At 72.2% G+C, this 18,214-nt stretch carries 14 protein-coding genes; 9 read left to right on the top strand and 5 right to left on the bottom strand.

Annotation, left to right across the window (positions count from 1 at the left end; genetic code table 11):
• Positions 1 to 9: 9 nt before the first annotated feature.
• From C8054_RS04200 to C8054_RS04180, 5 genes are all read left to right on the top strand, one after another.
• Positions 10 to 1,314, top strand: a complete 1,305-nt coding sequence (locus C8054_RS04200; protein ID WP_107155373.1) for an ABC transporter substrate-binding protein — start codon at positions 10 to 12, stop codon at positions 1,312 to 1,314.
• A gap of 67 nt (positions 1,315 to 1,381) precedes the next feature.
• Positions 1,382 to 2,353 carry a carbohydrate ABC transporter permease gene (locus tag C8054_RS04195; protein ID WP_107155372.1) on the top strand — a complete coding sequence of 324 codons (972 nt, stop codon included), beginning with the start codon at positions 1,382 to 1,384 and terminating at the stop codon, positions 2,351 to 2,353.
• 1 nt (position 2,354) lies between these two features.
• Positions 2,355 to 3,230, top strand: coding sequence for a carbohydrate ABC transporter permease (locus C8054_RS04190; protein WP_107155371.1), 876 nt, complete (start codon positions 2,355 to 2,357; stop codon positions 3,228 to 3,230).
• On the top strand, positions 3,227 to 5,467 hold the full coding sequence (yicI, locus tag C8054_RS04185) for an alpha-xylosidase (RefSeq protein WP_107155370.1): 2,241 nt from the start codon (positions 3,227 to 3,229) through the stop codon (positions 5,465 to 5,467). The genes C8054_RS04190 and yicI overlap by 4 nt, the downstream gene beginning before the upstream one ends.
• Entirely contained in the window at positions 5,464 to 6,864 is a 1,401-nt protein-coding gene (locus tag C8054_RS04180) for a GH1 family beta-glucosidase (RefSeq protein ID WP_107155369.1), read from the top strand. Before yicI ends, C8054_RS04180 begins: the two co-directional genes overlap by 4 nt.
• Before the next feature lie 12 nt (positions 6,865 to 6,876).
• On the opposite strand, the gene C8054_RS04175 is transcribed toward C8054_RS04180, so the two are convergent.
• Positions 6,877 to 7,704: an SAM-dependent methyltransferase gene (locus C8054_RS04175; RefSeq protein WP_107155368.1), complete on the bottom strand. Its 828-nt coding sequence runs from the start codon at positions 7,702 to 7,704 to the stop codon at positions 6,877 to 6,879.
• A gap of 382 nt (positions 7,705 to 8,086) precedes the next feature.
• On the opposite strand from C8054_RS04175, the gene C8054_RS04170 reads away from it, so the two are divergent.
• Together C8054_RS04170 and C8054_RS04165 are read left to right on the top strand one after the other, a co-directional pair.
• Positions 8,087 to 9,019 (top strand): LysR family transcriptional regulator, encoded by a 933-nt coding sequence (locus C8054_RS04170; RefSeq protein ID WP_107155367.1) that lies wholly within the window; start codon positions 8,087 to 8,089, stop codon positions 9,017 to 9,019.
• Entirely contained in the window at positions 9,016 to 9,936 is a 921-nt protein-coding gene (locus C8054_RS04165) for a serine hydrolase (RefSeq protein WP_107155366.1), read from the top strand. Before C8054_RS04170 ends, C8054_RS04165 begins: the two co-directional genes overlap by 4 nt.
• Here C8054_RS04165 and C8054_RS04160 read toward each other — a convergent pair.
• The 4 genes from C8054_RS04160 to C8054_RS04145 form a co-directional block, all read right to left on the bottom strand.
• Complete coding sequence (locus tag C8054_RS04160; protein WP_107155365.1) at positions 9,933 to 10,151, bottom strand: hypothetical protein; 219 nt, start codon at positions 10,149 to 10,151, stop codon at positions 9,933 to 9,935. The genes C8054_RS04165 and C8054_RS04160 overlap by 4 nt on opposite strands.
• Positions 10,148 to 11,053, bottom strand: coding sequence for a class A beta-lactamase (bla, locus tag C8054_RS04155; protein WP_107155364.1), 906 nt, complete (start codon positions 11,051 to 11,053; stop codon positions 10,148 to 10,150). Before bla ends, C8054_RS04160 begins: the two co-directional genes overlap by 4 nt.
• 199 nt (positions 11,054 to 11,252) lie before the next feature.
• Positions 11,253 to 12,557, bottom strand: a complete 1,305-nt coding sequence (locus C8054_RS04150; RefSeq protein WP_146179863.1) for a hypothetical protein — start codon at positions 12,555 to 12,557, stop codon at positions 11,253 to 11,255.
• Between the two features lie 203 nt (positions 12,558 to 12,760).
• Positions 12,761 to 15,385, bottom strand: coding sequence for a tetratricopeptide repeat protein (locus tag C8054_RS04145; RefSeq protein ID WP_233219488.1), 2,625 nt, complete (start codon positions 15,383 to 15,385; stop codon positions 12,761 to 12,763).
• Positions 15,386 to 15,809: 424 nt separating this feature from the next.
• Between C8054_RS04145 and C8054_RS04140 the strand changes: the two genes are divergently transcribed.
• Complete coding sequence (locus C8054_RS04140) at positions 15,810 to 16,982, top strand: ThiF family adenylyltransferase (RefSeq protein ID WP_146179862.1); 1,173 nt, start codon at positions 15,810 to 15,812, stop codon at positions 16,980 to 16,982.
• A complete protein-coding gene (locus C8054_RS04135; RefSeq protein ID WP_107155360.1) occupies positions 16,979 to 18,178 on the top strand; it encodes a hypothetical protein in 1,200 nt (399 codons plus the stop codon). Before C8054_RS04140 ends, C8054_RS04135 begins: the two co-directional genes overlap by 4 nt.
• Positions 18,179 to 18,214: the final 36 nt, after the last annotated feature.

Genomic DNA, 18,214 nt, shown 5'->3' with positions numbered 1-18,214 from the left:
AGGATAGCAATGCAGCGATTCCGCCGGATCGTCGCGGCGCTCGCCCTGGCGGCGACCGCGACGACCACCGTGACCGCGTGCGGGGGCGACGACAGCGGTGACGACAGCGGGGCCAAGACCCTCAAGCTCTGGCACTACGAGGGCGAGAACAGCGCGATGGGGGTCGGCTGGGACCGGGCCATCGAGATCTTCAAGACCGAGCACCCGGGCGTGGAGGTGCGCTTCGAGCGCAAGGCGTTCGAGCAGATCCAGCAGAACGCCGGCATGATCATCAACTCGTCCGAGGGACCGGACATCATGGAGTACAACAAGGGCAACGCGACGGCCGGCCTGCTGTCCTCCCAGGGCCTGCTCACCGACCTCAGCGACGAGGCGGAGAAGCGCGGCTGGGCCGGCAAGCTCAGCTCCAGCCTCCAGACCACCGCCCGCTACACGGACAAGGGCGTGATGGGGTCGGGCAAGTGGTTCGGCGTGCCGAACTACGGCGAGTACGTCACGGTCTACTACAACAAGGACCTGTTCGACCGCAACGGCGTCCCGGTGCCCACCACCATGGCCGAGATGACCGCCGCGATGGACACCTTCGTCGGCAAGAAGATCACCCCGCTGGGCATGGCCGGCGCCGAGTACCCGGCCGGGCAGCTCTTCTACCAGCTGGCCCTGTCGAAGGCCGACCGGACGTTCGTCGACGACTACCAGCTCTACAAGAACCCCGTCGACTTCAGGGCCGACCCGCTGAAGTACGGCGCGGACACCTTCGCCGACTGGGTGCGGAAGGGCTACGTGGCCAAGAACTCGGCGAGCCTCAAGGCCGAGGACATGGGCACCGCGTTCATCGCCGGCAAGACGCCGATGATCGTCTCGGGCAGCTGGTGGTACGGCCGCTTCAAGGCCGAGATGAAGGCCAACTGGGACACCTTCCTGTTCCCGGGCAACACGCTGAACGCCGGCTCGTCCGGCAACCTCTGGGTCGTCCCGACGAACAGCAGGGCCAAGAGCCTGGCGTACGACTTCATCGACATCACCCTGCGTCCGGAGATCCAGGACCTGATCGGCAACAACGGTGGTGTCCCGGTGGCCGGTGACCCCGCCAGGATCACCGACCCGAAGGACCGCAAGCTGATCGAGGACTTCAACACGGTCAGCAAGCAGGACGGCCTGGCCTTCTACCCGGACTGGCCGGTGCCCGGCTACTACGACGTGCTGGTCGGCGGGTTCCAGGGCCTGATCAACGGGTCCAAGTCCCCCGACCAGGTGCTCGACACGATCGCCAAGCCGTACGCCGACGGCGTCAAGGAGATCACCGGCAAGTGACACGGCGAGCGGCGGGCGCGGCCGGCACGACCGGTGCGCCCGGCCGCCCCGCCGGGAAGGATCCGCCATGGCAGTCTCCGACACCGTCGCCGCCGCGCCGTCCGCGGCGACCCCCGCCCCCGCTCCCCCGTCCCGCCGCCGAAAGCGGGGCCGCGATGCGGCGTACTGGCTCTACCTGCTCCCCGGAGCGGCACTGTTCGTCCTGGTCATCGGCGCGCCGCTGGTCGGCACCGGCTACCTGTCGCTGACCCGGTGGTCCGGGGTCGGTGACCCCACGTTCGTCGGGTTGGACAACTACCGGCGGTTGCTGGACGACGAGGTGTTCTGGGCGTCGTTCCGCAACACCGTGGCGATGATCGTCGCGATGGTGGTGGTGCCGACGGTGCTCGGGCTGCTGCTCGCCTCGGTGCTCTTCGACGTCATCGGGCGTCGGTTCAAGCCGCGTACGGCGGCGGCGTTGCGGGCCGCGTTCTACCTGCCGCAGGTGCTGCCCGTGGTGGTCGCCGGCATCGTCTGGGGCTGGATCCTGCGCCCCGACGGCGCGTTCAACAGCCTGCTCGACGCGGTCGGGCTCGGGGCGCTGCGCCACGACTGGCTGGGCGACCCGGACACCGCGCTGCCGGTGGTGATGGCGGTGATGATCTGGGTGCAGATCGGCTACCCGGTGGTCGTGTTCATGGCGGCGTTGCAGCGGGTCGACCCGGAGCTGTACGAGGCGGCCGAGGTCGACGGGGCGAACTGGCTGCGCCGGTTCCGCGCGATCACGCTGCCGCAGATCCGGCCGGAGACGTTCGTGGTGGCGCTGACCTGCACCATCGCCGCGTTGAAGGTGTTCGGGCCGATCTTCGCGCTGACCCGGGGCGGCCCGGAGAACGCCACAAATGTGCCGTCGTACTTCGCGTACTACACGTTCTTCAAGAAGCTCCAGGTCGGCTACGGCTCCGCGATCTCCACAGTGCTCACGGTGATCATCGTCGTGGTGGCCGTGGTCTTCATCGGGGCGCAGGCCCGCAGCGAGCGCCGGGACCGGGGGATCTGACATGGCCATCACGATCACCGGTGCCCCGCCGCGTCGGCCGGTGCGCGACCGGCACCACCGGGGCGTCAGCCGGTGGGTGGTGCTCGCCGGCGTCACCATCGGCGCGCTCGTCATGCTGGTGCCGTTCGCGTTCATGCTGCTCAACGCATTCAAGTCGCCCGGTGACTACTCGTCGGGCGGCCCGCTGAGCTGGCCGACCGAGTTCTACACCAGGGGTCTGCGGACGTACTGGTCCACTGTGAACTTCCCGCTGAAGCTGTGGAACTCGGCGTTGATCGCCGGGTCCGTGGCGGTGCTCGGCGTGGTCGTGTCGCTGCTCAACGCGTACGCCCTGGGGATCGGCCGGGTCCGCGGCCGGCTCTGGATCGTCGGGGTGTTCCTGCTGGCCAACATGCTGCCGCAGGAGGCGTTGATCTACCCGCTGTACTACGTGGCCAAGGAGATCGGCCTCTACAACACCCGACTGTCGGTGATCATCATCTTCACCGTCATCCAGAGCGCGTTCGGCACCTACCTGCTGGCCTCCGTGCTGGGCACGTTCCCGCGCTCACTGCTGGAGGCCGCGGCGCTGGACGGCGCCGGCAAGTGGACGGTGCTGTGGCGGGTGGTCTTCCCCAACCTGCGGCCGACCCTCGCCGTCCTGCTCATCTTCTTCTTCATCTGGACCTGGAACGAGTTCCTCATCCCGCTGGTCATGCTGATCGACAACCAGACGCAGACCATCCCGGTCGCGCTCGCGTCGTTGCAGGGCGACCGCCTGATGGACGCCCCGACGACGAACGCCGGCGCGTTGCTCAGCCTGGTGCCGGCCATCCTCTTCTTCCTCATCTTCCAGCGCACTCTCGCGCGCGGCATCACGGCAGGAGCCGAGAAGTGAAGTTCACCGACGGGTACTGGCAACTGCGCCCGGGAGTCAGCGTGCTGCGCCCCGGCACTGTCGAATCGGTCGAGATGGACGAGCGCGGCTTCACCGTCTTCGCGCCGGCCGGGCAGATCAACGGCCGGGGCGACACACTCAACCGGCCGGTCGTCACCGTCCGGTTCTTCTCCCCCGCGCCCGGCGTGGTCGGGGTGACCATCGGCCACCACAGCGGCGGGCTGCCCCGCGAACCCCACTTCGGGTTGCGCACCGACGACACCCACCCGGTCACCGTCGACATCACCGGCATCAGCGCGTCGCTGACCACCGGCGAGCTGACCGTCCGGGTCGCGCTCGTCGACGGGTGGCGGGTCGAGTTCCGGCACGGGGACCGGCTGGTCACGGCGTCCACCGGGCGCAGCGTCGGGATCGTCACCGACGGCGAGGGCCGCCGGTACGTGCACGAGCGGCTCGCGCTCGGCGTCGGCGAGACGGTGTACGGGCTGGGCGAGCGGTTCGGCCCGTACGTGAAGAACGGCCAGACGGTCGACGTGTGGAACGCCGACGGCGGAACCGCCAGCGAGCAGGCGTACAAGAACGTGCCGTTCTATCTCAGCAGCGCCGGGTACGGGGTGTTCGTGGACCACCCGGAGCACGTGTCGTTCGAGGTCGGCTCCGAGGTCGTCGCGCAGACCCAGTTCAGCGTCGAGGGCCAGTCGCTGACGTACCACGTCGTCGACGGGCCCACCCCGAAGGACGTGCTGCGCCGCTACACCGCGCTGACCGGCCGACCGGCCCGGGTGCCGGCCTGGTCGTACGGACTGTGGCTGTCCACGTCGTTCACCACGTCGTACGACGAGAAGACGGTGACCGAGTTCGTCGACGGGATGGCCGAGCGGAACCTGCCACTGTCGGTGTTCCACTTCGACTGCTTCTGGATGCGGCAGTTCCACTGGGTCGACTTCGTCTGGGACCCGGCGACCTTCCCCGACCCGGAGGGCATGCTGCGCCGGCTGCACGAGCGCGGGCTGAAGGTGTGCGTGTGGATCAACCCGTACATCGCGCAGCGCTCGTACCTGTTCGAGGAGGGCCGCCGGGCCGGCTACCTGGTACGCAACCCGGACGGCTCGGTGTGGCAGTGGGACAAGTGGCAGGCCGGCATGGCGCTGGTCGACTTCACCGACCCGGACGCGGTGGCCTGGTTCACCGGCAAGCTCAAGGCGCTGCTGGACATGGGCGTCGACTGCTTCAAGACCGACTTCGGTGAGCGCATCCCGACCGACGTGGTGTGGCACGACGGGTCGGACCCGCACCGCATGCACAACTACTACTCGTACCTCTACAACAAGGCGGTCTTCGAGCTGCTGGAGACCGAGCGGGGCGAGGGCGAGGCGGTGCTGTTCGCCCGCTCGGCCACGGCCGGCGGCCAGCAGTTCCCGGTGCACTGGGGCGGCGACTGCGAGTCGACGTTCGTCGCGATGGCCGAGTCGCTGCGCGGCGGGTTGTCCCTGGCCTCGTCCGGCTTCGGCTACTGGAGCCACGACATCGGCGGCTTCGAGGGCACCCCCGACCCGGCGGTGTTCAAGCGGTGGATCGCGTTCGGCCTGCTCTCCTCGCACTCGCGGCTGCACGGCTCCGGCTCGTACCGGGTGCCGTGGGCGTACGACGAGGAGGCCGTGGACGTGCTGCGGCACTTCACCCGGCTCAAGCTCCGGCTCATGCCGTACCTGGCGGCGACCGCCGAGGAGGCGTACCGCGACGGCATTCCGATGATGCGCCCGATGATCGTGGAGTTCCCGGACGATCCGGCCGTGGCGCACCTCGACCGGCAGTACATGCTCGGCTCCGACATCCTGGTCGCGCCGGTGCTCAGCGCCGACGGGCAGGTCACCTATTACGTGCCCGCCGGCACCTGGACCCACCTGGTCACCGGCGCGCAGCTCACCGGGCCGGCCTGGGTGACCGAGAAACACGAGTACGACAGCCTGCCGGTGCTGGTCCGGCCCGGCGCGGTCATCGGGTTCGGGGCGCGCTCCGACCGGCCCGACTACGACTGGGCCGACGGGGTGGAGCTGCGGCTCTACGCCCCGGCGGAGGGGCAACGGCAGCGGGTCCGCATCCCGTCGCCCGACGGGGGGCCGGGCGCGGAGTTCGAGGTGGGCTTCCGCGATGGCGTGGCGACCGCCGAGCTGGTGGCGGGCGAGTCGTCGGCGCACCACTGCGTGGTGGCCGGTACGGAGAGGACGCAACGATGACGGCACGAGACTTCCCGGAGAGCTTCGTCTGGGGTTCGGCGACGGCGGCGTACCAGGTCGAGGGCGCGGCCACCGAGGACGCCCGCGGCCCGTCCATCTGGGACACCTACAGCCACACCCCGGGGCGTACGCTGGGCGGCGACACCGGGGACGTGGCCGCCGACCACTACCACAGGTGGCCGCAGGACCTCGACCACATCGCCGGGCTGGGGCTCGGCGCGTACCGTTTCTCGATCTCCTGGCCCCGGGTGCAGCCCGGCGGTTCCGGCCGGTTCAACGCCGCCGGCCTGGACTTCTACTCGCGGCTGGTCGACGGCCTGCTGGAGCGCGACATCCGACCGGTCGCGACCATGTACCACTGGGACCTGCCGCAGGAGCTGGAGGACGCCGGCGGGTGGCCGGCGCGGGAGACCGCGCTGCGCTTCCAGGAGTACGCGTCGGGGATCGTCTCGGCGCTCGGCGACCGGGTGCACACCTGGACCACGCTCAACGAGCCCTGGTGCTCGGCGTACCTGGGTTACGCCTCCGGCGTGCACGCGCCCGGCCGCACCGAACCGGCGGCCGCGCTGGCGGTGGTGCACCACCTGAACCTGGCGCACGGCCTGGCCGGACGGGTGGTCCGGGAGCTGGCGCCGAGCGCCGAGCTGTCGGTGACGCTGAACCTGCACGTCGTACGCGGCGCGTCCGGCTCGGCCGCCGACTCCGAGGCGGTCCGGCGGATCGACGCCCTCGCGAACCGCGCGTTCCTCGGCCCGATGCTGGACGGGGCGTACCCGGCCGACCTGCTGGCCGACACCGCCTCCGTCACCGACTGGTCGTTCGTGCGCCCGGGTGACGAGAAACTGATCGCGGTGCCGCTGGACGTGCTCGGCGTCAACTACTACGCCAGCACCCTGGTCCGGGCCGGGGACGGACACTCGCCCCGCTCCGACGCCGACGGCCACGGCGCCTCGGCCCACACCCCGTGGGTGGGCGCCGACGACGTCGACTTCCTGCCGCAGCCCGGCCCGCACACCGCGATGGGGTGGAACATCGACCCGCCGGCCCTGACCGAGCTGCTGCTGCGGCTACGGGACGCGTACCCGGGCCAGCCGTTGATGATCACCGAGAACGGCGCGGCGTTCGACGACGTGGTCTCGCCCGACGGACGGGTCCACGACGACCGGCGGATCGACTACCTGCGCCGGCACATCGGCGCGATGGCCGACGCCCGCGCGCGGGGCGCGGACGTCCGGGGCTACTTCGTCTGGTCGCTGCTGGACAACTTCGAGTGGGGTTACGGCTACGACCGCCGCTTCGGCATCATCCGCGTCGACTACGACACCCAGCAGCGCACCTGGAAGGACAGCGCCCACTGGCACCGCCGCCTGGCCACCACCGGCCACCTCGACGGGTGACGCCGCGACGGGCTAGGGCTTGCGGGCGAGCAGACCGACGAAGGTGTGGTAGGTGTCGGTCTGCTTCGGCGCGGGCGTGCCCGGATCCGGACGCCACTCGGCCAGCGGCACCAGCCCGGGTTCCAGCACCGTCAGCCCGTCGGCGAAGGAGAGGATCTCCTCGTCGGTACGCCACCGGCCGGTGCCCAGCGACTCGTTGAAGACCCGCTCGACCTCGCGGGCCTTCCGGGAACCCTCCGGGTCCCGCTCGCCCGGATCACGGAAGTGCGAGATCGCCACGTAACTGCCCGACGGCAGCGCGTCGATCAGCTCTGCCGACACCGCGCGCGGCTCCTCGTCGTCGCCGAGGTGGTGCAGGATCGCGAAGAGCAACAACCCGACCGGCCGGTCGAAGTCGAGGAACCGGCGGACGTCCGGATCGTCGAGGATCTCCTGCGGTCGCCGGATGTCGGCCTGGATCACCGTCGCGGTGCCCTCCGCGGCGAGCAGGGCCCGCCCGTGCGTCAGGACAATGGGGTCGTTGTCCACGTACACCACCCGGGCGTTCGGGTTGTGCTCGGTGGCGACCTCGTGCACGTTGCCCTGGGTGGGGAGCCCCGACCCGAGGTCGAGGAACTGGTCGATGCCGGCCTCGGTGACCAGGAACCGGATCACCCGGCGCAGGAAGGCCCGATTCGCCTGGCCGGCGGCCGGCCCGTCCGGAGTGATCCGCAGGGCGTGCTCGGCGACCTTCCGGTCGACCTCGAAGTTGTCCTTGCCGCCCAGGAAGTAGTCGTAGACCCGGGCCACGCTGGGAACGGTGCGGTCGATTCCGCGGGGTGCGGCCTTGTCGCGGGTCACTGGCGTCTCCATCCGATCCTGGTCGGCGCACCGGGTGCCGGGTGCGGTTCCGGACTCTGTCGGGGAGTGTAGCGACCGGACGATGTGGATCGTCGCCCCGTTGGTATCGCTCCCAGCGGATCGGCCCCGCGACCAGGAAGCACACCCGCAGAGGCGGCCCGGCGTGTCGGGCCGGCGGAACGGGCCGGGCCCTATCCGGGTTTCTTCTGCTGCGAGAGTGGAAGCGCACAGCGGGCAAAGCGGACACCGGATAGGGTCGGCCACCGGCGCGCACGACACGCGAACGATCCTGGTCGCCGCGACGATCGTGCCCGGCGTGAGCCCGACCGCTCGCCCGGGCGGGCGAGCGGTCGCCGCGCGGTCCCGGGTATAGGTTCGGCAGGTGGATGTGGTCGCCGCCTGCCGGGCCTTCGTCGCGGTCGGTGGGCACGGCAGCTTCACCTCCGGCGCCGCCGCCGCGGGCATCCCCCAGTCGGTCGCCAGTCGCCGCGTCGCCGCCCTGGAGGAGCACTTCGGGGCGCGGCTGTTCGACAGGTCGTCCCGGACGGTGCGGTTGACCCCGTTCGGGCAGGACATGCTGCCCTCGGCACGGCGGCTGGTCGACCTCGCCGACGCCATGGCCGACGACGCCGAGCGGGCCCGGCTGCGTCCGCTGCGGGTCGCCGTACCCGAGATCTGTCCGCCGCGCCGCCTCGCCGACCTGGTGGTCGGGGCGCGGCGGCAGCGGATCCACCTGGAGGTACGGCCGGCCGGCCCGCCGGAGCGGGAACGGCTCTGCCGGACCCTGGAGGTCGGTGCCGGGATCGTGGCGGTCCCGGCGGCGACGGCGGCCTGGCGGGTGCCGCTCGGGCTGGCCGCCCGGACCCCGTTCCCGGCGCCGACGGTGTTCCTGGAGACGCTGCGCAGCGGACGGTCCCGGGCGCAGGCCCGCCGGCGGATCCTGATCCAACCCGAGGACGACGTCGCGCACCTGCGGGACCCGCTGACCCGTGCCGGACAGTCGGCCGGCCTGGCGCCGACCCAGGTGACGGTCACGCCGTCACTTGTCGACGCCGTGGCGGCGGCCCTCGACTCCCCCGACCTGCTGCTCTGCTCCCGTCAGCAGGCCGAGGACTTCGACCTGCACTGGCGCCCGCTCGCCGGCCTCCGGCTCCTGCGCGGCTACGACGTCACCGCCGACCTGGGCGAGGACGTCGACCAGCTCGGCACCGTCCTGTACCCGGACCTCGCCCGGTGCCTGGGCGCGTCCGACGGGCACCCGTCGCCGACCGGGGATCTTCCACCCGGCAGCCCGTCGACAGGAGATCCGACATGAGCGCCACCACTGTCGTCCGCCAGGCCCGGGACCTGCTCGACGAGGCGGGGCTGCACGGCGCCGTTCTGGTGCGCGACCTCGACACCGGCGCGGAGATCGGCTTCGACACGGAGATCCCGTACCCGGCGGCGTCGCTGGTGAAGGTGCCGCTGGCGGTCGCCGTGCTGGAGCGGATCACGCGCGGGGAACTCGACCCGGCGAGAGCGGTCGACGTCAGGCCCGGCCGGATCACCGCACCGGGTCCGACCGGGCTGAGCCGCTTCCGCCATCCGGCGCGGATCGCCGTGGATGATCTGCTCTACCTGAGCACCTCCGTCAGCGACTCCGTCGCCGCCGACGCCCTGTTCGACCTCGTCCCGCCGGACGCGGTCGCCACCGAGCTGCGGCGGCTGCGCCTCGACGGCATCGCCGTGCGGCATCGGGCCGGTGCGCTCGCCGACACGCCCGCGGAGCGGTTCGGCCCCGACGAGGTGCACCTGGCCCACTCCCTCGCCATCGGCGCGGTGACCCCCGGGCAGGGCCACCCGGTCGCGCAACTCGACGTCGCCCGCGCCAACACCGGGTCGGCCCGCGCCTTCGTCGACCTGCTGCACGCTCTCTGGCGGCCCTCCGCGATCCATCCGGCCACCGCCGCCCGGGTACGCGCCCTGATGGGCGACAACCTGCACCGGCAGCGACTCGCCCCCGACTTCACCTCCGACGCCTCCCGCTGGTCGGCCAAGACCGGCACCCTGCTGCACCTGCGTCACGAGGTGGGCGTGGTGGACCACGCCGACGGGCAGTCGTACGCGGTCGCCGCGCTGACCGCCTCCCGGGTGCCCGCCGCCGCGCAACCCGGCAGTGAGGCGACGATGGCCCAGGTCGCCCGGTCGCTGCACGACCATCTCCGGACCGGCACCCCGCCCTGGTGGGGCTAGCCGGCACGCGCGGCCACGGTGCGCGGCGCGCCGGACCAGCGCCACCATGGTGACGTCGACGGCGCGCCCCAGCCGGTGAGGTTCGCCGGCGCCGGTGCGAAGTCGAGGCGTGGCTTGCCCTTCATCGCCGCCGCCGGGCTGTCGTGGACCGGCGGGTTGATGCCGTCGCGCTGCTGGTGCCGCACCTGCGTGGTGGTCCGCGGTCGTCCGGTCACCAGTCGGCGACCGCTGCCTTCGTCGCCTCGGCGATGAGGGCGTTGTCGTAGTCGGCGTCCTCCTGGTCGCGGCTGGACAGGATCGCGAGGACGATCGGCGCCCGGTCCGGCGGCCAGATCACCGCGATGTCGTTGCGGGTGCCGTATCCGCCGGAGCCGGTCTTGTCCCCGACGACCCAGCCGGCGGGAACGCCGGCACGGATCAGCTCACCGCCTGTGGTGTTCCCCCGCAACCACCCGTTGAGGGTGTCGCGGTCCGCGGGTTCGAGGGCCGTCCCGACGGTGTACGCCCGCAGCGACCCGGCCATGGCCCGTGGGGTGCTGGTGTCGCGCCGGTCGCCGGGCCTGGCCTCGTTGAGCGCGGTCTCGTAGCGGGCCGGATCGGTGACCTTGTCGCCGATCCCGCGGAGTTCCTTCTCGAACTTCTGCGGTCCGCCGAGGTGACGCAGCATCAGGTTGCCGGCGGTGTTGTCGCTGTACCGGACGGCGGCGTCCGCGATGGCACGCAGCGTCATGCCCGTGGCGACGTGCTGCTCGGTGACCGGGGAGTAGGTCACCAGGTCGTCGGCCGAGTACCGCACCACCCGGTCCAGCTCGGCGTCGGTGGTCCCGTCGAGGACCTCGGCGGCGGCCAGCGCCTTGAACGTCGAGGCGTACGCGAACCGCTCGTCGGCCCGGTACTGCACCGTCCGGCCGGTGCCGGTGTCGACCGCGTAGACACCCAGCCGCGCGTCGAACCGCTCCTCCAGTTGCCGGAACGCCTGCTCCCGGTCGGGTGCGGACGACGCGGGGGCATTCACCGCGCTGTCCCGCGTCGGCTGTGCGGTGGCGTCGGCGGGACCGCAGGCGGCCACTGACACCACTGCCGCCGTGGCCACCAGGCGGCGTGTCGCAGAAACCATGATCACTCCTTGCGGGGAACGGGAACCGGGCGCCGGACAGCGCCGGTCGGCACCATTCGACCCTGACAGCGATCCGGCATGCGGTCGAAGACAGAAGTCGCGGGATTCATGCCGATCCGGCATCAACGGCGCGGGCGGGGCGGTCCGTGGCCGACGGTGATGAGCGCGGGCCACGTCTCGGGGTGGTAGAGGCCGGCGGTCACGCCGGCAGTCGGGTGAGGCGGCCGGCGATGTCAGCGGGAAGACCACGCGTATCGCCGTGTGTCGTCAGGACGAGTCTCAGCGAACCGGCGTGCGTGACGACGCCGAGGATCCGCTCGTCGCGGACCTGCGTCGTCATCGTCGGTCCCCAGATCGCGACCGCGGACGACCCGCCGGGCTCGGACGTTCCCAGATTGGTGATCTCCAGGTCGGCGGCGGTGGCCGCGAGCATCGCCGCCTCCGCCTCCGACGCGTCGGCGGGGTTGAGCGACGCCAGCATCAGCGCCGCGTCCCGGGCGGCCTCCCGGGCAGCTCGCAGCTGCGCCGTCGCGTCCTTCGCGAGGGACCAGAGCGTGCTGCCCGCGGGTACCGGCAACACCACGGTCGTCGCGGTGAAGCGGTTCACGACGTCGTCCTCGAGACCCAGCGCCGAGCGCAGGTCGATGGGAACGTTGATGCGGATGTTCCGGGCCCCGCTGAGCGCGGAGAGCGCCTGCGCGGCGGCGGCACAGATCGCGCCCTGGACCGTCGACCCGTTGGCTCGGGCGGTGGCGCGGAGGTGTCCGGTCGTCGCGGGGTCGAGTTCGGCGGTCTCGATGCGCGGCGCCGTGGCGTCGAACGGACGGATCGTGGCGACGGCCGGCTCCGCCGCCGGGCCCGGGGCGTGGTCGATCGGCTGCCCGCCGCGGGGCAGGCGCTCGAGCAGGCTCTCCTGGTCGAGCGGCACCGGCCGGGCCGGGAGCGTCTGCCCGGCGAGGATCGCGAGAAGGTCGTGTGCGGCGCGGAGCGCGCCGCGTCCGTCGGTGATCTGGTGGGAGAACGTCAGGACGACGGCGGTGCCACGGTCGCCGGCGTCGTTCACGAGCGTCGCGCGGGCCAGCGGACTCCCGTCGGCGTCGACCGGGCGGGTCTGCTCCTGCGCCGCCGCGTCACGCCAGTCTCCCCCGCGGACCTGTCGGACACCGATGAGCTCGGTCGACTCCCGGAAGGTCGGGCGGTCGCCGGTGCGATCGATGCCGACGGCGAGCAGCGGATGCGTCCGCTGCAGCTGCGTGAGCGCCCGCTCCAGTTGGTGCGCCGAAACGGGCGAGGCGAGTTCGACGGCGAGCGAAAACTGTACCGGGTTGCGACTGATGTAGAGGTCGATGATGTGCTCGAACGCCCCCAGTGGGCGCACGATCGGGCGGGCGGGCGAGTGACGCATGGTGTCCTTCGTGTCGATGTGCCGATCCGGTGGGCCGCCGCCCGCAGTGCGTGGACTGCTCGGCCCGTGCCGACGCTCATGGCCGCGTCGGCGGATCACGGCCTCGATGAGACACCCGGCCGTAGCGGCACACTCCACCCCGCCCGGGTGTGATCTTGCCGGCACCGGCTGGCCCACTGCGCGTCCTTCCGTGAAGGTGACCGGCGGCACCGCTGCTCACCACCGGTGTGGATGACGCTACGAAGCGGGAAGGTGTTTCCAGTGCCGGCTGGCCCGCGTCGCCGGACGGCCGCGCCCGACGGTCATCGGCAGCTCCAGGCGCTCATCGTGAGCGCGACGGTGCGGTCCCCGTGCTCGGCGTCGTCGTCCCGGGCGCCGAGGTGGACGATCATCTGCGCGGCCTCGGGCATGTCGAGGTCGCGGTAGAGGGTCACCGCCCGTTGGAAGTGCTGGCGGGCGGAGGCGGGCGCCCCGAGGGCCCGGTGGACGTGACCGAGGCCGGCGTGGGCGCGGGCATGCTCCTGGTGCGCGCCGATGTCGACCGCGACCGTGTGGGCCGCGGTGTGGTGGCGGAGCGCGTCGGCCGGCTCTCCCGCCAGGCGGGCCGCTTCGGCGATGCCGTTGAGGGCGCTGGCTTCGCCGTACCGTTCGCCGGTCTGGCGGAAGATGTCGAGCGCCAGTTGGTGGTGGTCGGTGCGCTGACCGAGGCGGGTGTGCAGCGTGCCGAGGCTGTTCAGGGTCCAGGCCTCGCCGGTGCGGTTGCCGAGTTGGCGGTACAGGGTCAGCGCCTGCCACAGGTGGGACCGGGCCGCCGCGTGCCGTCCCCGTCGGATGTCGACGTCACCGAGGGTGTTCAGCGTCCAGGCTTCGCTGGCCCGGCCACCCAACTGCCGGAAGAGGGCCAACGACTGCTGCACGTGTTTGGTGGCCGGACCGTACTCGCCCAGTTGCGCTTCGACCTCACCGAGGTTGTTCAGCGCGTGCGCCTCCCCGGCCCGGTGGCCGGCCTGCCGGAACAGGAGCAGCGCGTGGCGGTAGTTGTCGGCGGCGGGCCGGTTGCGGCCGAGCTGTGACTCGATGACGCCGAGGTTGATCAGTGCGCGGGCCTCGCCGACCCGGTCCCCGGTCCCCCGGAACAGGACTCTGGCCCGCTGGAGGTGCTCGGCGGCCGACGCGTATCGGCCGAGCTGGGTGTAGGTGGCGCCGAGGCTGGTCGACGCGTGGGCCTGCTCGACCGGGTCGCCGGCCCGGCACGCGGCGTGCCGGGCGTGTTCGTGGATGACGAGCGCGTCGGTGGGATGTCCGCCGTGCAGGTACTGGAACAGGGCGGCCGACAGGTGCGCCGCGTGGGTGGGCCAGCCATGGGCGGCGGCGTGCGCGGCGACGGCCACCAGGGTCGGGCGTTCGGTGTCCAGCCACCTGCGGGCGGTGTCCGGGTCGGCCGGAGCGGCGACGGTGCCGCCGTTCGACGGCACCCGACGGTGCGATCCGGCGGGGTACAGGACATCCACGGCGGCGAGCGTGCCGGCCAGGTAGTAGTCGAACAGGCGGGTCAGCGCGGCTCGGCGTTCCGGTGGCGGGTCCTCGTCGCCGCATCGGCTGGTGGCGTAGGCGCGCACCAGGTCGTGCAGGGCGTAACGGCCGGGGGCGGCATGGTGCAGCAGGTGGTCGCGGTGCAGGTGACGCAGGTGGGCTCGGGCCTCGCAGGTGGAGATGCCGGCGAGGGCGGCGGCGGCCGGGGCGTCGAAGTCGTCGCCGGGATGTGCCGCCACGAGTCGCAGCAGCCGGCGCCGGTCGGCGGGCAGGTGCCGGTACGACAGGTCGAAGGCGAGTTCGACGCTGAGGTCGAGCCGCTGCTGGTGATGCCGTTCGTCGAGCCGGTCGGCGTGGTCGGTCAGCGTCCAGCCGGAGGTGCCGCTGATGTGCGCGGTGACCAGTCCGAGCGCGAGCGGCAGGTGCCCGCACCGGTGGGCGATCCGGGCCGTCGCGTGCGGGTCGGGGCCGCCGGGGAGGTGCGATCCGCCGACGGCGAGCAGGGCCGCCGACTCGTCCGGAGTGAACAGGTCCACCGCGACGTGGGTGGTGTGCGGCAGCTCGCGCAGGTCGCGTCGGCTGGTGATCAGCACGGGGCAGCCCGGGGTGTCGGTCAGCAGCGGGCGGGCCTGCTCGGCGTCGCCGGCGTTGTCCAGCACGACAAGCGTGCGGGTGCCGGCCAGCAGACGCCGGTAGGTCGCCGCGCGGGCGGTCAGGCCGTGCGGTATCTGCTGGCCGGCGACACCCAGCAGACGCAGGAAGCCCTCGAGGACGGAGGACGGGTCGGCCGGCGGCTGGGTCGGGTCGGGGTGGAATCCGCGGAGGTTGACGAACAGGATCCGGTCGAACGGCTCCTCGCGGTGCCGGGCGTGCGCGGCGTGGACCGCCAGTTGGGTCTTGCCGACGCCCGCCATCCCGTGCAGCGCGAGGACCACCACGCCGCCGTGCGCGCCGGGGTCGAGTGCCTGTCGGAGCCGGCGCAGCGCGGTGGCCCGACCGATGAAGCCGGGCAGATCCGGCGGCAGGGTGTCGTACACCCGCACCTGCGACGCCGCGCGGGCCTCGCCGCTGACGACCCGCAGCGCCTGGCGCCACTGCGCCACGTAGCCCACGTCCGGGTGCAGCGCCTGCACCACCGCGATCAGCAGGTCGGCGTTGACCCGTCGTCGACCGGTCCGGAAGCAGTCGGCGACAGTCGTGCGCCTGGCGATGACCGGGCCGGCGGGATGCGCGGCCCGGCAGGCGGCGTTGATCCGGTTCTTGATCGTGTCGTAGGAGGGGTCGCCGGCCCACACTTTCAGGATCCGCAGGGTGCGGGCCACCTCGTCCAGTGAGTCGGCCCGCCCCGGGTCCGGCGGTGCCTCATCGCCGCCACTCGACAGCGACTCGATCACGGCAGCTCCTGGAATATGCATCGGTTGGTGTCCCTACTAGACCCGCCCTGGCCAGCGGCGTCACCAGATGTGTCGTTGATTTGTACCGACGTCGGTGACACCGGCGGGACGTGACGCGGAGCCGTCCGGAGTCGTCCGGGATTTCCCCGCTCACCGCCGACCCGCCGCAGACTTCCTGGTGCCGACCGGCCCCGCCGGCGTCCGCCGGCCACGGTCCGGCCCGCCGCTAGCTGACGAGGGAGGTGTCGCCATGAAGATCCAGATCCGCCGTCTCGAGAAGATCGAGACCACCGTCATCTGCGCTTGCAGCCCCTGCACGGACTGCTGACCCGATGGTCCTGGCCACCGCCGGCGGCGGTGGCCAGGACCGCCTCGACGCCGCGGGGCGACCGCCGCCCCGGCAACACCGAAGGAGCGAGTACGGATGAGGCGACCCCGGATCAAGAGTGTGTTTCCCCCCATCCCGCTGGGCGACGGCCGCATCCGCATCGGCGGCGGCGACTACGGCATCGCCTCGGAGATGGTCGACGACGAGCACGGCAACACCTGGCGCCTGCTGGGCCTGATGGACGGCACGCGCACCCGCCCGGAGCTGGCCGACGCGATGGCGCAGCACCAGCCGGACATCACCGCCGCCGACGTCGACGCGTCCGTCGACGCGCTGATCGACATGGGCTTCGTCGAGGACGCCGCCGTGCCCCCGCCGGCCCGACTGCCGGCGGTGGAACGCGAACGGTACCGGCGCAACCTGGAGTTCTTCTCCTACTTCCACAAGCCGCCGCTGACCGCGGCGGACTTCCAGCTCCGGCTGCGCGACGCCCGGGTCACCGTGCTCGGCATCGGCGGCCTCGGGTCGTACGTGGCCATGAGCCTGGCCGCGATCGGCGTCGGGGACATCCTGCTCGTCGACGACGACGACGTGGAGCTGATGAACCTCAACCGGCAGGTGCTCTACACCGACGCCGACGTCGGGCAGCCGAAGGTGATCGCCGCCGTCCGTCGGCTGACCGAGATCAACCCGCACGTCCGGGTCAGTGGACGCAACGCCCGGGTGGACGGGGTCGAGGCCGCCCGCGCCTGCATGACCGGCCGGGACCTGGTGATCTGCGCCGCGGACCGCCCCCGGCTCACGCTCTACCAGTGGCTGAACGAGGCGGCCCTGCGGGAGGGCACCGCGTGGATGCGCGGCTCCAACGACGGGCTGACGGTCAGCCTCTTCCTGCACGTGCCCTACCGGACCGCGTGTTTCCAGTGCGTCGAGCAGGACGCCGCGGCCAACCACCCGGAGTACACGCCGATGGCCGAGTACGTGGTCGGGGTGATCGGCGACCGCACCATCAACCCGTGCAACGCGCCGATGGCCGGGATGATCGGCAACCTGGCCGCCCTGGAGGCCGTCAAGTACCTCACCGGCATGGCGGAACCGGTCATCGTCGGCCGCAAGCTCGTCGTGGACGTGCACCGGATGGAGACGCAGTTCGCCGAGGGCACGCTGCTCGACGACTGCGCCGCGTGCGGCCCGCAGGGCCGGGTGCCCCGCCCCGACGCCTCGGCTCCCGGCGTACGGGACACGGTCGCGTCGGGAGCCGCGACGTGACCAGCACGCTCGCCGACACCACTGTCGTCCGGCTGTATCCGCTGCACATCGGCGAGAGCGAGGACGGTGTGTGCGAGGTCGGCCGGGTGGACACCGGTGACTTCGTCGAGTTGCCGGTCGAGGGCGTCGACCTCGTCCGGTGGCTCGGCGAAGGGCTCCCGCTGGGCGAGGTCCGCCGGCGGTTCACCGAGCGGTACGGAACGGAGCCGGACCTCGCCGACTTCCTCGACGGCATCGCGTCCTGCGGCTTCGTGCGGGCCGACGCCGCACCGGGCGCGGACGTCGGCCCGGCCGGCGCCGGCGCGCCCCGGCGGGGACTGGCGCTGCTGGCGAACCTGCCGCCGCGGCGCGTCGCCTGGCTGCTCGCGCCGCCGATGCGGCTGCTCTACGTCGCCGGCTGGCTGACCGTGCCGCTGCTGCTGGCGTTCGTCCCCCGACTGCGGCCCACCCCGGCGGACGCGTTCCTCCTGGACGGGGTCCTGGCCAACGCGCTGGTCGTCGCGGCGGTGGCCTGGACGCTGGTGCTGCTGCACGAGCTGGCGCACGCGGCCACCGTGCGGGCGCTGGGCGTCACGGGACGCCTGTCCATCAGCCGACGGCTGTGGTTCCTGGTGGCGCAGACGGAGATGTCGGCGGTGCGCTCGGTGCCCCGCCGTCGCCGCTACGCCCCCTATCTGGCGGGGTTGACCTGGGACCTGCTGCTCATGTCGGCCTGCCTGCTGCTGCAACTCGCCGGGGTGCACGAGCCGCTGGTGCGCGGGATCGTCTACACGCTCACGCTGTCGGTGGTCTACCAGTTCCTGGTGTTCATGCGCACCGACATCTACTTCGTGCTGGGCAACTGGCTGCGGCTGGGTGACCTGATGGGCGACACCCGACGCTGGCTGGCCGACCGGGCCCGGCGGCTGGTCGGCCGCGCCGCCGCGCACGACCTCGCCGGGGTGCCGGCGCGGGAGCTGCGGATCATCCGCTGGTACGCGCCGTGCTACCTGCTCGGGTCGCTCCTGGTGACCGTGGCGCTGCTGACCCTGACGGTGCCCGCCATGGTCACGATGGTCGGCCTGGCCGTCGACGGCCTCGACGCCCCGCCCGACGGGCCCGCCTTCTGGAACGGCGTCGGTTTCCTCGCGCTCGTCGCCCTGCAACTGGCCACCTTCGGCTGGGTCGTCGTCACCGAACGCCGTACCGCCGGCTGACCGGCTCGCCCACCGCTACCCTCCCTCCCCCGGAAG

The organism is Micromonospora sp. RP3T (assembly GCF_003027925.1).
In the GTDB taxonomy this organism is placed as follows: domain Bacteria; phylum Actinomycetota; class Actinomycetes; order Mycobacteriales; family Micromonosporaceae; genus Micromonospora.
Note: the sequence above shows the minus strand (reverse complement) of the source record. Positions and strands in the feature narration are given on the sequence as shown.